We start from the raw sequence: 14895 nt of genomic DNA, 5'->3' as shown, positions 1-14895 counted from the left end.
AGCTTGTGCCGCTCGCCGATCTGCAGGCGCCGAAGGTCGATGCCACGACGCTGAACTCCAAGAAGGTCACCGACCTGATGACGGCAGCCGGCTTGCTTTAGTTGCCATTCGTCCTAAAAGGACACCCGACCACGCTCCCGCGGGAATTCGCCTTCCGCGGGAGTGATTTTGTTTTTCGAGATGGCATTCGTCGATGACGACACGCTGTGTTCCCGACCGCGATCGCGGTCCTTCAATTGCTGCCGCTGGACGGCAACGGCACGGCGTCTGACCTGATGCAGTCCGCGGTCGATCTCGCGCGTTCGGGCCTGCCTTCGGGCACAGGCCGAAGGGCCCGGCGACGCGCACCGCTTTGGCTGGTCCTCGCCGCCATCTTCGTTGCGCTGCTGGCGCTGGTGCCGCTCGCCTTCATCATCTGGATCGCGGTGCAGACCGGCTGGGAAACCGTCGCGGCGCTGGTCTTCCGGCCGCGTGTCGGCGAGCTTCTGGTCAACACTGTCCTGCTGGTCGCGCTCTCGGTGCCGATCACCATCGTGCTGTCGGTTGCGCTGGCCTGGCTGACCGAGCGCAGCGACCTGCCGGGCGACCGGATCTGGTCCTGGCTGTGCGTGGCGCCGCTCGCCATCCCCGCCTTCGTCCACAGCTACGCCTGGATCACCATGGTGCCGGGACTGCACGGCCTGTGGGCCGGCGTGCTGGTTTCCGTTATCGCCTATTTCCCGTTCCTGTATCTGCCGGTGTCGGCGGCATTGCGCCGTCTCGATCCCGCCCTCGAGGACGCCGCCGCCGCACTCGGCCTTGGACCCCGACGCGTGTTCTGGCGGGTCGTGCTGCCGCAATTGCGGCTCGCCATCTGCGGCGGCTCGCTGCTGGTCGGCCTGCATCTGCTGGCCGAGTACGGCCTCTATGTCTTCATCCGCTTCGACACCTTCACCACGGCGATCGTCGACCAGTTCCAGTCGACCTTCAATGGACCGGCCGCCAACATGCTGGCCGGCGTGCTGGTCAGCTGCTGCTTCGTGCTGCTCGGCCTCGAAGTGCTGGTGCGCGGCGAGGAGCGCTATGCCCGCGTCGGCTCGGGTGCGGCGCGCCATCAGCAACGCGCAAGCCTCGGGCGCGCCACCATTCCGAGCCTGCTCTTGCTTGTCGTCACCACGCTTTTGGCGCTCGGCGTGCCGTTCGTCACCATCGGCGGCTGGCTTGTCGCCGGCGGCGCCGCTGTCTGGCGCCTGGACGAGATCGGCCTGGCGCTTGGCCAGACGCTGTTCCTGGCGCTCGCCGGCGCCTTGCTCGCCACCGTCGCCGCCATGCCGATGGCCTGGATCTCGATCCGCGCCCCGGGGCCATTGCAGCGCCTGCTGGAGGGCTGCAACTACATTGTCGGCTCGTTGCCGGGGGTTGTCATTGCACTGGCGCTGGTCACCATCACGGTGCGCATCGCGCTGCCGCTCTATCAGACCCTGTTCACCATCCTGGTGGCCTATGCGCTGATGTTCCTGCCACGCGCGCTGGTCAGCCTGCGGGCGTCGATCGCGCAGGCACCGGTCGAGCTCGAACGCGCCGCTTCCAGCCTCGGCCGCCCGCCGCTGCAGGCGCTGTGGTCGACGACGATCCGCCTGTCGGCGCCGGGTGCCGCGGCCGGCATGGCGCTGGTGGCGCTCGGCATCATGAACGAACTGACCGCCACCCAGATGCTGGCGCCGAACGGCACCCGCACGCTGGCGATGGCGTTCTGGTCCTACAGCGGCGAGATTGATTATGCCTCCGCGGCACCTTACGCCTTCATCATGGTGGCGATGTCGCTGCCCTTGACCTGGCTGCTCTATGTCCAGTCGAAACGGATGGCCGGACGATGAGCTTTCTCGAAATCGGTGGCTTGCACAAGCAGTACGGCCCGGTGGCCGCCCTTGCCGGCGTCGACCTGAACGTCGCCAGCGGCAGCCGCACGGCGATTGTCGGTCCTTCCGGCTGCGGCAAGACGACCCTGCTGCGGCTGATTGCCGGCTTCGAGGCGCCGGACCAGGGGCACATCACGCTCGACGGTACGATATTGGCCAATGGCGGCGCTGCGGTGCCGGCATATCGGCGAGGCATCGGCGTGGTGGCGCAGGATGGTGCCCTGTTTCCGCATCTGACCATTGGCGACAATATCGGTTTCGGCATGGGTCGCGGCGAGGACAAGCGCACCGAGCGCATCGTCGAGCTCGCCTATATCGTCGGGCTGGACAAGGCGATCCTCAAGCGCCGCCCGCACGAGCTCTCCGGCGGCCAGCAGCAGCGCGTGGCGCTGGCTCGCGCCATGGCGATGAAGCCCCGGCTGATGCTGCTCGACGAGCCGTTCTCGGCACTCGATACCGGCCTGCGCGCCTCGATGCGCAAGGCGGTGGCCGAGCTTCTGGAAGCTGCCGGCATCACTACCATCCTGGTGACGCACGACCAGGCCGAGGCGCTGTCCTTCGCCAGCCAGGTCGCGGTGATGCGCGACGGCAAGTTCTCGCAGATCGGGACGCCGCGCGAGCTCTATCTCAAGCCGAAGGACAGGATGATCGCCGAATTCCTTGGCGACGCCATCATCCTGCCGGCCAAGATATCGGATGGATTCGCCAACTCGCCCCTCGGCCGCATCGCGGTCGACACCAATGACAGCCGCGATATCGCCCGTATCATGCTTCGCCCGGAGCAGATCGCGCTGAAGAGAACGTCGCGCGAGGGCATGTCCGGCACCTCGGACATGCTGTTCGGCGAAGTGACGGAATCCGAATTCGCCGGCTCGATGTGCACGGTCGCGGTGCGGCTCTTGAACAATGCCGATCCGCCCGATGCGGCCGCGATCGGCAACACGCCGCTGGTCCTGCGCAAACCGGGCATGGACGCGCCGGCGGTCGGCGAGATCGTCCGGCTGACCGTATCGGGAAAGGCGCATGTCTTCGCCTGAACACCGTATGCTGGAGCAATTCTAGGAAACTGTGAAGCGGTTTTCCGTCTGGAATTGCGTCAAAACAAAGAGTTAGAGCAGCTCGCCGTTTCCGTGAAACGGTGAAACGCTCTGGGCATCTTTTGGATTAGCCGACGCGCTTTCCTGCCTGATCGAACCAGTGCAGCTTTTCTGCCTTGGCAACCACGCGCAATTGGTTGCCAACCGTGGCGGTGGCGCGACCCGCGACACGCACGACGATACGGTTGCCGCCTGCCGCACAGTGAAGGAAACTTTCGGCGCCTACCGGTTCGACTGCCTCGACCAGCGCCGGCAGGACGAGGGCGCCGGGCGGCGCCTCCGCATTGAAGGTGACGTCGGCATCCTCGGGCCGAAAACCGAGGGTCGCAGCTCTTGCCTCCCGAGGTGCGAAAGCGATCGCCGTGCCGTCTGCGAGCACCGCGCCCGAGGCGCTTTCGGTCAGTGCCAGGAGATTCATCGGCGGCGCGCCAATGAAGGAAGCGACGAAGGTCGAGGCCGGCCTTTCATAGATGTCGAGCGGCGCCCCCATTTGCTCGACCAGTCCGCCGTTCATGACGACGAGGATGTCGGCCAACGTCATCGCCTCGAGCTGGTCATGCGTGACATAGACCGACGTGACGCCAAGCGAGCGTTGCAGGTTCTTTATCTCGACGCGCATCTGGCCACGCAATTTGGCATCGAGATTGGAGAGCGGCTCGTCGAACAGGAAAACCCTCGGGTTGCGCACAATGGCACGACCCATGGCGACACGCTGGCGCTGGCCGCCGGAAAGCTCGCGCGGACGGCGGTCGAGCAGCGCCGAAAGTTCGAGTATTTTCGCCGTCGCGCGGACCCGGCTGTCGATCTCATCTTTCGGCGTGCCGCGGTTGCGCAGCCCATAGGCCATGTTGTCGTAGACTTTCATATGCGGATACAGCGCGTAGTTCTGGAACACCATGGCGATGTCCCGCTCGGTCGGACCGATTGAGTTTACGATCTTGCCGTCGATCGCAACTGTTCCCGAGGAGATGGTTTCGAGCCCGGCGATCATCCTGAGCAGCGTGGACTTGCCGCAACCCGATGGGCCGACCAGCACGCAAAGCTGCCTGTCGGGAACTGCGATTGAAACGCCCTTCACGGCCTCGAAACCGCTGGGATAGACCTTCTTCACATCCTTCAGATCGACGGTCGCCATCAGCTTCTCACTTTTCGGAATCGACCAGGCCGCGAACGAACCAGCGTTGCATCAGCACCACGACCAGGATCGGCGGCACGATGGCCAGCATCGCTGTAACCATGACCAGGTGCCATTGCGTATCGGCATCGGCGAAGGAGACCATCTTTCTGAGCGCGATGACGATCGTGTTCATGTTGCTGCTGTTGGTGACGAGCAACGGCCACAGATACTGCGTCCAGCCATAAATGAAGAGGATGACGAACAGCGCCGCGATATTCGTCCGCGACAGCGGCAACAGGATATCGAAGAAGAAGCGCCACGGCCCCGCACCGTCAACACGCGCCGCCTCCACCAGCTCACCTGGAATGGTCATGAAAAACTGTCGAAACAGCAATGTGGCGGTGGCGGAGGCGATCAGCGGGATGATCAGGCCGGCATAGGTGTCGATCATGCCGAGATCGACCATCACCTTGTAGGTCGGCAGGATGCGCACCTCGACGGGAAGCATCAAGGTGATGAAGATCAGCCAGAAGAAGGTCATGCGCAGCGGAAAGCGGAAAAATACGATCGCGTAGGCCGACAGGATCGAGATGAAGATCTTTCCCACCGCGATGCCGAGCGCCATGATCGTCGTGTTGAGCAGCAGCCTGCCGACGCTGACGCCGCCGATACGGCCGACACCGCCGAACAGCGCTTCGGTGTAATTGTTCCAGAACTGATCGCCGGGCAGGAGCGGCAATGGCGGCCTGAGGATCGTTTGCAGCGTCTGCGTCGAGGCAACGAACGTGTAGTAGATCGGGAAAGCAACGATCAATATGCCGAGGATCAGCACGGCGTGGGCGATGACGGTGCGGAGCGGTGACTGGCCGATCATCGCTCGCCCTCAGCCGTAATGGACTTTGCGTTCCACATAGCGGAACTGGATGGCCGTGAGCGAGATGACGATGACCATCAGGATGACCGACTGCGCCGCCGAGTCACCGAGGATCAGATTGACGAAGCCGTCATTGTAGACCTTGTAGACCAGCGTTTCAGTCGTCTTGCCCGGACCGCCCCCGGTGACGGCATGGACGATGCCGAACGTGTCGAACAGGGCATAGACGGTGTTGACGACCAGCAGGAAGAAGGTCGTCGGCGCAAGCAGCGGGAAGACGATGGTCCAGAATCGCTTGGTCTCGCCGGCGCCGTCCATGGCCGCCGCCTCGATCAAGGCTTTCGGCACCGCCTGCAGGCCGGCGACGAAGAACAGGAAATTGTAGCTGATCTGCTTCCAGGCAGCGGCGGACACCAGCAGGATCATGGCCTGGGTGCCGTTGAGCAGTGGATCCCAGGCGATGCCGAAACTTCTCAGCATGTAGGCCAGCGACCCGATCGACGGGTTGAAGAGGAACAGCCACAGCATACCGGCGATTGCCGGCGCCACCGCGTAGGGCCAGATCAAGAGCGTGCGGTAGAGACCTTTGCCGCGCACCACCTTCTCTGCCATGACCGCAAGCAGGAGCGCCACGCACATGGCGACGATGGCGGTCGCAAGGGAAAACACCACCGTGACCTTGATCGAGTTCAGGTAGGCCGGATCGGCAAGCACTTTCCTGAAATTGGCGAACCAGACGAACTTGGTCCTCAGTCCGAACGGATCCTGCCTGAGCATGGATTGGTAGAACGCCTGACCGGCCGGCCAGTAGAAAAACACGAGCGTGATGGCCAGTTGCGGCGCCACCAGCAGGTAGGGAAGGATCTTGTTGGGAAACACGACGCGAGGGGTCATGGAGCCACTCCGAGGTGATGAGGCGGGCGGCACGATGTAGCATCCCTCTTCGCCAAGATGGCTTTGACGAGCGTTTCGGATTGGGCATCATCGACCGTTGGCGAAATCGCAAGGGACGGCAAAACTCCCCTCGCCGAGGGGAGATGCCTGGCAGGACAGGTGGATGCGCCGTAGAGCAAGGACCTGCGCTCGCTCTAATTCCCCAGCGCTTCCTTGATCGCCGCATTGCCACGCGTAACCGCATTGTCGAGCGCCTGCTGCGCGGTTTGCTGGCCGGCGAGCATCTTTTCGAACTCCTCGTTCTGGATATCGCGCACCTGCGGCAGGTTCGGAAGACGTACGCCCTTGGAATTGTCGGTCGGCGCCTTACCCGTCATCTGCAGGATCGGGGTCTCGCGACCGACGTTCTTGTCATAGAAACCGGACTTCTTGGTCGCTTCATAGGCGGCAAGCGTTACCGGCAGATAACCCGACTTCTGGTGCAGGTATTCTTGCACCTCGGTCTTCGACAGGTAGGCGAAGAAGGCCGCGACGCCCTTGTATTCCTCGTCGGATTTTTCAGCGAAAACCCACAGGCTGGCGCCACCCGGCGTCGTGTTCTGCGGTGCGCCCTTGGCGTCGCTGTCATAGGGCAATTGGCCGATGCCGTAATTCATGCCGGACTTGACGATATCGCCAAGGCCGCCGGAGGATTCGGTCATGATCCCGCATTCGCCGGCGAGGAAGATCTGCTTGGCTTCGGAGGTGCGGCCGCCATATTTGAAGGTGCCGTCCTTGGCGAGGTCCGCCAGCGCCTGGAAGTGGTTGACGAAAATCGGCGCATTGATCTTGAGCTCGACATCGCCGCCGGCCAGACCGTTCTGCTGGGTGGCCCATGACACGTCATTCCAGGCCGCGAAATTCTCCAGATGGATCCAGGTCAGCCAGGTCGAGGTGTAGCCGCAGGCGGCCGCGCCGCTCGCCTTGATCTTCTTGGCGTCTTCCCACACCTCATTCCAGGTCTTGGGTGGGCTGTCGACGTCGAGACCAGCCTTCTTGAAGATATCCTTGTTGTAATAAAGGATCGGCGAGGAGGAGTTATAGGGGAAAGAGAGCATGGTGCCGTCCGGCTTCGAATAATAGCCGACTATGCCTGGCAGATACTGGCTCTTGTCGAAGGTCATTCCAGCGCTGGTCAACACATCGGCTGCCGGCTTGATTGCGCCTTCGGCTGCCATCATCACGCCGGTGCCGACGTCGAACACCTGCATGATGTCGGGCGCCTGGCCGGCACGGTAGGCGGCGATGCCGGCATTCAGCGTCTCGGGGTAGGTGCCTTTGAACACCGGAACGAGTTCATAGTCGCTCTGGCTGGCATTGAAATCTTTGGAGATCTTGTCGACAACTTCGGCATTGGCGCCAGTCATGGCGTGCCACCAACTGATCTGCGTGACAGCAAAAGCGGAGGTTGAGGAAAGCAGCATAAAGGTGGCGGCAACACCGGCCGCGAAGCCGAAGGACTTCATGTTTCATCTCCCGTTTGTCATTGGCGAAAGGGGCACTCCCGCAAAGGCAATATGTGTCGCTCATGACAATCAGACAACGGTTTTGTTGCAGATCGACGAACTTCACCCCTTTACCTCACGCCACCTCGCCTCCGCTTGGACGCATGGAAAGCCACACGGTTAGCCGGCTTAGCGCGACGACAAGCGCCAGGAACCACCGTCGGAACTGCCAAGCTGCCTTTCGGGGTGGCAGCCTTGATTGCAGCCGCTGCAACCCGAAGAGACACGCCAAGGTTGCAGGCGACTTTATCGATCCCTCAACGGCAACGCGCTACTCAATCCTGCTGCCCTGTTTATTTCCAAAGATCAGGTGAAATAAAATGCTGACGGTCTACAATTGTATCGTCAACGAACACGATCTGAGACTGGTCGCACTCGCCGCGCTGATCTGCGGAATTTCCTGTTTCTCTGCCGTCAACCTGCTTCATCACATAAGCCGCTCCACCGATCGGAACCGGCTTGCCTGGCTGATGATCGCGGCCACTTCGACCGGCTTCGGCATCTGGGCAACGCACTTCATCGCCATGCTCGCATTCACACCGGGCATACCCAGTGCTTACGATCCCGCACTTTCCGTGCTTTCGCTCGCTGCTTCGGTCACTCTGACGGCAGCCGGCATGTGGATCGCCACCTTGCGGAATGAGTTCGACTATCATCTCGTCGGCGGCGCCGTGCTGGGCGGCGGTATCGCGGCCATGCACTACATCGGTATGGCGGCGTTCGAGGTTCAGGGCCGCATCGAGTGGAACCTGTTGCTTGTCGCCGTTTCCCTTCTGGCCGGCGTGACGCTCGCGGCGCTGGCGCTGCGTGTCGTGCAGCGCCGTCCCTCCTTGAAGGCGACATCCGGCGGCGCGGTGCTGCTGACGCTGGCAATCTGCACCCTGCATTTCATCGGTATGGGTGCCGTCTCGATCTTCCCCGATCCCTCGATCGTCATATCCGAATATACGATCGAGCCGACCTCGCAGGCTTTTGCGGCCGCCGCCGCCACACTGGTGATCCTGGTTCTGTCGGCATCGGCGCTGTGGATCGATTTGCGCTTCCGTCGCCAGAAGCTCGAGGTAGACCGCATGCACGGCCTGGCCAATGCCGCCGTGGAGGGGCTGATCGTCTGCGACGGCCACCGCATCATCAGTGCCAATGACAGCATGGCGACATTGACGGGCATCGCAACAGCGACGCTGAACGGAATGCAGCTTGGCGATCTCTTCGGATCCGACATGTCGGGCTTCGGCGAACAGCCGCAGGAGGCCGAATTGAGCGGCCGCGATGGCACGAGCATTCCTGTCGAGCTGATCGCCAGGAGCATCGACTATTGTGGCAAGCCTCACAACGTGGTCGCGGTCCGCGACATTCGCGAGCGCAAGAAGGCGGAACAGGAGATCCTGCGGCTTGCCCATTTCGATCCATTGACCGGACTGGCCAATCGCCGCAGCTTTTCCGGCCGGCTGGAGACGGAAATCGCTGCGATGGGCCGGACCAGGAAAGGCGGCCAGCTTGCGCTTCTGCTGCTCGATCTCGACCGGTTCAAGGAGGTCAACGACCTGTATGGGCACGGCGCGGGCGACGCCATGCTGCAGAAGGTTGCGCACTGCGTTACCGGCATTCTTCGCCAAGGACAGATGGTGGCGCGGCTGGGCGGCGATGAGTTCGCCATCATCGCGCCGAACCTGACCGACCCGTTGGAGGCGGGCCGTATCGCCAACGCCGTGCTGACCGCCATGCGCGAGGAAAACCGGCTCTCGGTCGGCGGCGGCCTGGTGTCGGCCAGCATCGGCATTGCGCTTTATCCATCGGATGCCGAAAACCAGGCCAGCCTGATAAGCCACGCCGATACCGCGCTCTACCGGGCCAAGACCGAAGGCAAGGACACCTACCGCTATTTCGAAGCTTCGATGGGGGCCGAGGCCCGCGACAAGCGCGTGATGGAGCACGAACTGCGCCAGGCGGTCGCACGCCAGGAGTTCTACCTCGTCTATCAGCCGCAGAAGGAGATCAGCAGCGGGAAGATGGTCGGTTTCGAAGCGCTGGTCCGGTGGCGGCATCCGACGCGCGGCGACGTCTCGCCGAGCATATTCATCCCGGTCGCCGAAGACAGCGGCGCCATTGGCCAGATTGGCGAATGGGTGCTGACGGCCGCCTGCGAGGAAGCCGCCCGCTGGGAAAATCCGCTGACGGTGGCCGTCAACGTTTCGGCGGTGCAGCTCCACAACACGAATTTCAGCCGCAAGGTCCACGAAACCTTGCTGAATTCCGGCCTGGCGCCCGGCAGGCTCGAGCTTGAGATCACCGAGACGGCGCTTGTCAAGGACATGCCGCGGGCATTGGCCACCTTGCGGCAGGTCAAGGCGCTGGGCGTGCGCGTCGCCATGGACGATTTTGGAACCGGCTATTCCTCGCTCTCCAACCTTCGCGCCTTTCCCTTCGACAAGATCAAGATCGATGGCTCATTCATCAAGTCCGTCGACAAGAACGGCCAGGTCGCGGCGATCGTGCGCGCCGTCCTGGGACTTGGACGCGGGCTCGGCCTGCCGGTTCTGGCGGAGGGTGTCGAGACGCTCGGCGAACTGAAGTTCCTGGACGCCGAAGCCTGCGAGATCGGCCAGGGCTACTATATCGGCAAGCCGGCTCTCATCGAGGAATTCGGCGATCTGACCGGCGTCGTCGCACCCGCTGTCGGCAGCAAACCCGCCAGCCTGCGCGACAGAAGCGTTCTGGCCTTCGCGCCCGCACCCGCGCTAGCCACACGCTAGACTACAGGCTCTCGGGCTTGAGTGCCGTCTCGACCAGCCGCCTGGCGTCCGGCCCCGACCATTCGGCCGGGCCGTTCATGTGGGCGATCAGGCAGCCCTCGCCGTCGATCAGCATGGTGACGGGAAGGCCTAGCGCCAAGCCGCGCTTCTTGAGGTCGTTGAACAGCGTCATCGTCGAATCCCGGTAATAGCCGAGCGTCGCGACGCCGGTATCGCTGAGGAACTTCTTCGGCTTCACATCGTCGCCGGCATCGACGTTGACGGCGACCACTTCAAAGGAGTCGCTGCCCTTTTCCTTCTGCAGCGCATCGAGCGCCGGCATTTCGGCACGGCACGGCGCGCACCATGTCGCCCACAGATTGAGCAGCACCGTCTTGCCGGCATGATCGGCAAGCGTCATCGGCTTGCCGTCCGGACCATTGAAGGCAAGGCTCTTCAGGGATTGAGGCGGATCGGCCGGCAAAAGTGCCGCAACCTCACCGGTGGCCGACGCCACGACTTTCTTGGCGCGGTCGCTCTTGGCCGCGCAGGTCACGTCGTCCCTGCTGTCACCCATGGCAGCTTGTGCCGGTGCATTGTTGCCAGACCGGCTCTCGCTGACATATACCGCGACCGCGCCCGCCAGCGCGCCCGCCACCAAGGCGGCGAGGATCAGGCGCGGGGCCGGGAAGAATCTACTACCGTCTGCCATTTTCTCAAAACTGCTCCGAAGCACGGGTTATAGCCATGAGCGACAAGAAAACCAGCAACCAGATGTGGGGCGGACGTTTTGCCTCGGGTCCGGCCGCGATCATGGAAGCGATCAACGCGTCTATCTCCTTCGACCGCAAACTCTATGCGCAGGACATCAAAGGCTCGATCGCCCATAGCGAGATGCTGGCGCAAACGGGCATTATTTCGGCGGCCGACCAAGAAAAAATCGCTGACGGGCTGAACACGATCCTGAAAGAGATCGAGGCCGGCAGCTTCGAGTTTTCGACACGGCTCGAAGACATCCACATGAACATCGAGGCGCGCCTCGCCGATCTGATCGGCCCGGCGGCCGGCCGGCTGCACACCGCCCGCTCGCGCAATGATCAAGTCGCGGTCGATTTGCGGCTGTGGGTCAAGGATGAATGCTTTCGCGTCGCCGAGGCGTTGAAAGGGCTGATCGAGGCGCTGCTGGAGCGGGCCGAGGAGCATGCCGCGACCGTGATGCCGGGCTTTACCCATATGCAGGCGGCCCAGCCGGTGACCTTCGGCCATCACTGCATGGCCTATGTCGAGATGTTTTCGCGCGACCTGTCGCGCGTGCGCGATGCGATCGAGCGGATGGATGAAAGCCCGCTCGGTGCCGCCGCACTTGCCGGCACCAGCTTCCCGATCGACCGCCACCGGACCGCCAAGGCGCTCGGCTTCCGCGAGCCGATGCGCAATTCGCTCGACAGCGTCTCGGATCGCGATTTCGCGCTCGAGTTCCTCGGCGTGGCGGCGATCTGCGCCACGCATCTGTCACGGCTGGCCGAAGAGATCATCATCTGGTCGACGCCGCAGTTCGGCTTCGTCAGGCTGTCGGACTCGTTTTCCACCGGCTCCTCCATCATGCCGCAGAAGAAGAACCCCGATGCCGCCGAACTGGTGCGCGGCAAGACCGGCCGCGTCACCGGTCATCTGGTCGGCCTGCTGACGGTGATGAAGGGCATGCCTTTGACCTATGGCAAGGACATGCAGGAAGACAAGGAATCGGTGTTCGACGCCGCCGAGACGCTCGACCTGATGCTGGCGGCGATGACCGGCATGGTCTCGGACATGACGGTCAACGCGGCCGCGATGAAGAAGGCCGCCGGCTCCGGCCACGCGACAGCAACCGACCTTGCCGACTGGCTGGTGCGCACGCTCGGCCTGCCGTTCCGCGAGGCGCATCATGTCACCGGCCGGGCGGTGGCGCTGGCCGAAGACAGGAAGGTGGGGCTGGAGAAGCTTTCACTGGAGGATTTGCAGGCGATCAATTCCGGCATCACGGCCGACATATTTTCGGTGCTGGCGGTGCAGAACTCGGTCAAGAGCCGCACCAGTTTCGGCGGCACGGCGCCGTCGGAAGTGAGGAAGCAGATCCGCGCCTGGAAAAAGCGGCTGGCGAAAGCGTAATGCCGGATATTGCGAGCAGTAATATCTCGGATATTGCGACGGGCAATATCTCGGATATTGCGACGAGCAATATCCGGGGTGCAATGCGCCGAGAACTCGGCTAAAAGCGGCGGCTGACAAACGTTTCGGACGGATGGATCGATGACCGGAAGCAGGATTTTGGTGACGCTGACGCTGCTGGTTGCGATCGCGGCCGTTTCGGCCTGCGGCAGGAGGGGCGCTCTCGACACGCCCTATGAGGCGGCCGTGCAGGCGCGCAAGGATGCCTCAAAGGCCCACCAGCCCGTGCCGCCGGAGCCGGAAAAACCGGTCAAGGACAAGAAATTCATCCTCGACCCGCTGATCTAGAGCCGACGAGAGCCGGGCCTTTCAACCCGATCTCATCGCGCCCCAACTTCCGGAACCACTCTCGTGAACCATTTCGACTACCGCGACGGCGTGCTCCATGCCGAGGACGTGGCGATCCCCGACATCGCCGCACAGATCGGCACGCCATTCTACTGCTATTCGACGGCGACCCTGACCAGGCACTACCGGGTGTTTGCCCAGTCCTTTGCCGGGCTCGACGCGCTGGTCTGCTACGCCATGAAGGCCAATTCCAACCAGGCCGTGCTGCGGACGCTGGCCAAGCTCGGCGCCGGCGCCGACGTGGTTTCGGAAGGTGAATTGCGCCGGGCGCTGGCCGCCGGCATTCCGGCCGGCAAGATCCTGTTTTCGGGCGTCGGCAAGACCGCGCGCGAAATGGACTTTGCCCTTGCCGCCGGCATCCTTTGCTTCAACGTCGAATCCGAGCCTGAACTCGAGCTGTTGTCGGCGCGAGCCACCGCCCTTGGCAAGGTGGCGCCGATCTCGCTGCGCATCAATCCCGACGTCGACGCCAAGACCCACAAGAAGATCTCCACCGGCAAGGCCGAGAACAAGTTCGGCATCCCGTGGCAGCGGGCGCGGCAGGTTTATGCCCGCGCGGCAAAGCTTCCCGGCATCAGGATCACCGGCATCGATACCCATATCGGCAGCCAGATCACCGAGCTGCAGCCCTTCGACGATGCCTTCGCCCTGCTTGTCGATCTGGTCGGCGCGCTGCGGGCGGACGGCCATGCCATCGAGCATATCGATGTCGGCGGCGGGCTCGGCATTCCCTACCGCATCGACAACAACCCGCCGCCGCTGCCCGACGCCTATGCCCAGATCGTCAGGAAGCATGTCACCAAGCTCGGGCTGAAGGTGATGTTCGAGCCTGGCCGGCTGATATCGGGCAATGCCGGCATCCTCGTCTCGGAAGTGATTTTCGTGAAGGAAGGCGACGCCAAGAACTTCCTCGTCGTTGATGCCGCCATGAACGATCTCATCCGGCCGACGCTCTACGACGCCTTCCACGACATCCGTCCGGTCGTGCAGCCGCCGGCCGACACGCCGCGCATGATGGTCGACGTGGTCGGCCCGGTCTGCGAGACCGGCGACTATATCGGCCTGGACCGCGATCTGCCCAGGCTGAAGGCCGGCGACCTGATTGCCGTCTCCACCGCCGGCGCCTATGGCGCGGTGCAGGCCGGCACCTACAACACCCGCCTGCTGGTGCCGGAGGTGCTGGTCGACGGCGACCGGTTCCACATCGTGCGCCCACGCCCGACCTATGACGACCTGATTGGGCTGGATTCGATGCCCGACTGGCTTGCATAGGAGCGCCGGAAACACACCTACCCGTCCCAGGGAGCAATCATGACGAACGGCATCACCGTCACACGCGAGCGCATTGCCGCGATGGAACCGCGCATCCGCTCCTATATCAGGCACACGCCGGTGCTGCGCGTCGACATGGCCGACTTCGATCAGCCGCCGCTGGCCGTCGACCTGAAGCTCGAATGCCTGCAGCATTCCGGCTCGTTCAAGGCGCGCGGCGCCTTCACCAATCTCCTGGAGCGGCCGGTTCCCGACGCCGGTGTCGTAGCGGCATCGGGCGGCAACCATGGCGCGGCCGTCGCCTATGCCGCCATGCGGCTCGGCCACAAGGCGACCATCTTCGTTCCCGAAGTGAGCCCGCCAGCCAAACTGGAGCGAATCCGCTCCTACGGCGCCGAACTGATCGTCGGCGGCGCCCGCTACGCCGAGGCGCTGGCGGCCAGCGAACGGTTCGCCGAGGAGACCGGCGCCTTGCAGATCCATGCCTTCAACCAGGAGGAAACGCTCGTCGGCCAGGGCACGCTCGGGCTCGAAATCGAGAGCGATTTGCCTAAGATCGACACGCTGCTGGTCGCTGTCGGCGGCGGCGGCCTGATCGGCGGCATCGCTGCCTGGTTTACCGGCCGCATCCGTATCATCGCCGTCGAGCCGGAAGGAGCGCCGACGCTTCATCGCGCCTTCGAGGCCGGACACCCCGTCGACGCGCCGGCCGAGGGTATCGCCGCCGATTCGCTGGCGCCAAAGCGCGTCGGCGAAATGATGTTCCCGATTGCCGAAGCCTTTGTCGAACGCTCGATCCTGGTCAGTGACGACGACATCATCGCCGCGCAGAAGGCGCTGTGGAACCGGGCCCGCATCATCTCCGAGCCGGGTGGCGCCGCCGCCTTTGCCGCGGTCCTGTCGGGCCGCTA

At 63.4% G+C, this 14895-nt stretch carries 12 protein-coding genes; 7 read left to right on the top strand and 5 right to left on the bottom strand.

The window, feature by feature from the left end:
• The first annotated feature begins 275 nt into the window (after positions 1-275).
• Both EN964_RS07730 and EN964_RS07725 read left to right on the top strand, forming a co-directional pair.
• Entirely contained in the window at positions 276-1856 is a 1581-nt protein-coding gene (locus EN964_RS07730) for an iron ABC transporter permease (protein WP_127328001.1), read from the top strand.
• Positions 1853-2935 carry an ABC transporter ATP-binding protein gene (locus EN964_RS07725; RefSeq protein WP_127268506.1) on the top strand — a complete coding sequence of 361 codons (1083 nt, stop codon included), beginning with the start codon at positions 1853-1855 and terminating at the stop codon, positions 2933-2935. Before EN964_RS07730 ends, EN964_RS07725 begins: the two co-directional genes overlap by 4 nt.
• A gap of 127 nt (positions 2936-3062) precedes the next feature.
• Here the strand turns inward: EN964_RS07725 and EN964_RS07720 are convergent, their stop codons facing one another.
• The 4 genes from EN964_RS07720 to ugpB form a co-directional block, all read right to left on the bottom strand.
• Positions 3063-4130 (bottom strand): sn-glycerol-3-phosphate import ATP-binding protein UgpC, encoded by a 1068-nt coding sequence (locus EN964_RS07720; protein WP_127268505.1) that lies wholly within the window; start codon positions 4128-4130, stop codon positions 3063-3065.
• 7 nt (positions 4131-4137) lie between these two features.
• Positions 4138-4986 (bottom strand): sn-glycerol-3-phosphate ABC transporter permease UgpE, encoded by an 849-nt coding sequence (gene ugpE, locus EN964_RS07715; protein ID WP_127268504.1) that lies wholly within the window; start codon positions 4984-4986, stop codon positions 4138-4140.
• A gap of 9 nt (positions 4987-4995) precedes the next feature.
• Entirely contained in the window at positions 4996-5880 is an 885-nt protein-coding gene (gene ugpA / locus EN964_RS07710) for a sn-glycerol-3-phosphate ABC transporter permease UgpA (protein WP_127268503.1), read from the bottom strand.
• Between the two features lie 194 nt (positions 5881-6074).
• Positions 6075-7385 carry a sn-glycerol-3-phosphate ABC transporter substrate-binding protein UgpB gene (gene ugpB, locus EN964_RS07705; RefSeq protein WP_127269634.1) on the bottom strand — a complete coding sequence of 437 codons (1311 nt, stop codon included), beginning with the start codon at positions 7383-7385 and terminating at the stop codon, positions 6075-6077.
• 359 nt (positions 7386-7744) lie between these two features.
• Here ugpB and EN964_RS07700 point away from each other — a divergent pair, with 359 nt between their 5' ends.
• Complete coding sequence (locus tag EN964_RS07700) at positions 7745-10177, top strand: EAL domain-containing protein (protein WP_127269633.1); 2433 nt, start codon at positions 7745-7747, stop codon at positions 10175-10177.
• Position 10178: 1 nt separating this feature from the next.
• Here the strand turns inward: EN964_RS07700 and EN964_RS07695 are convergent, their stop codons facing one another.
• On the bottom strand, positions 10179-10868 hold the full coding sequence (locus tag EN964_RS07695) for a TlpA disulfide reductase family protein (RefSeq protein WP_127272540.1): 690 nt from the start codon (positions 10866-10868) through the stop codon (positions 10179-10181).
• Between the two features lie 35 nt (positions 10869-10903).
• Between EN964_RS07695 and argH the strand changes: the two genes are divergently transcribed.
• The 4 genes from argH to EN964_RS07675 form a co-directional block, all read left to right on the top strand.
• Positions 10904-12304, top strand: a complete 1401-nt coding sequence (argH, locus tag EN964_RS07690; protein ID WP_127271598.1) for an argininosuccinate lyase — start codon at positions 10904-10906, stop codon at positions 12302-12304.
• Positions 12305-12445: 141 nt separating this feature from the next.
• On the top strand, positions 12446-12652 hold the full coding sequence (locus EN964_RS07685; protein ID WP_023811112.1) for a lipoprotein: 207 nt from the start codon (positions 12446-12448) through the stop codon (positions 12650-12652).
• 63 nt (positions 12653-12715) lie between these two features.
• A complete protein-coding gene (lysA, locus tag EN964_RS07680; protein WP_127272539.1) occupies positions 12716-13984 on the top strand; it encodes a diaminopimelate decarboxylase in 1269 nt (422 codons plus the stop codon).
• A 39-nt stretch (positions 13985-14023) separates the two neighbouring features.
• Positions 14024-14895: threonine/serine dehydratase (locus EN964_RS07675; protein WP_164775755.1), on the top strand; the 872-nt coding region annotated here is incomplete at its 3' end.

This window comes from Mesorhizobium sp. M7A.F.Ca.CA.001.10.2.1 (genome assembly GCF_003998575.1).
Lineage (GTDB): Bacteria > Pseudomonadota > Alphaproteobacteria > Rhizobiales > Rhizobiaceae > Mesorhizobium.
This window is presented reverse-complemented; position numbering and strand designations above follow the sequence as displayed.

What these genes read in the sequence shown, in the direction of transcription:
- EN964_RS07730 (WP_127328001.1), top strand. Translation starts at nt 276, where the DNA reads ATGCAGTCCGCGGTCGATCTCGCGCGTTCGGGCCTGCCTTCGGGCACA.
- EN964_RS07725 (WP_127268506.1), top strand. Translation starts at nt 1,853, where the DNA reads ATGAGCTTTCTCGAAATCGGTGGCTTGCACAAGCAGTACGGCCCGGTG.
- EN964_RS07720 (WP_127268505.1), bottom strand. Translation starts at nt 4,130, where the DNA reads ATGGCGACCGTCGATCTGAAGGATGTGAAGAAGGTCTATCCCAGCGGT.
- ugpE (WP_127268504.1), bottom strand. Translation starts at nt 4,986, where the DNA reads ATGATCGGCCAGTCACCGCTCCGCACCGTCATCGCCCACGCCGTGCTG.
- ugpA (WP_127268503.1), bottom strand. Translation starts at nt 5,880, where the DNA reads ATGACCCCTCGCGTCGTGTTTCCCAACAAGATCCTTCCCTACCTGCTG.
- ugpB (WP_127269634.1), bottom strand. Translation starts at nt 7,385, where the DNA reads ATGAAGTCCTTCGGCTTCGCGGCCGGTGTTGCCGCCACCTTTATGCTG.
- EN964_RS07700 (WP_127269633.1), top strand. Translation starts at nt 7,745, where the DNA reads ATGCTGACGGTCTACAATTGTATCGTCAACGAACACGATCTGAGACTG.
- EN964_RS07695 (WP_127272540.1), bottom strand. Translation starts at nt 10,868, where the DNA reads ATGGCAGACGGTAGTAGATTCTTCCCGGCCCCGCGCCTGATCCTCGCC.
- argH (WP_127271598.1), top strand. Translation starts at nt 10,904, where the DNA reads ATGAGCGACAAGAAAACCAGCAACCAGATGTGGGGCGGACGTTTTGCC.
- EN964_RS07685 (WP_023811112.1), top strand. Translation starts at nt 12,446, where the DNA reads ATGACCGGAAGCAGGATTTTGGTGACGCTGACGCTGCTGGTTGCGATC.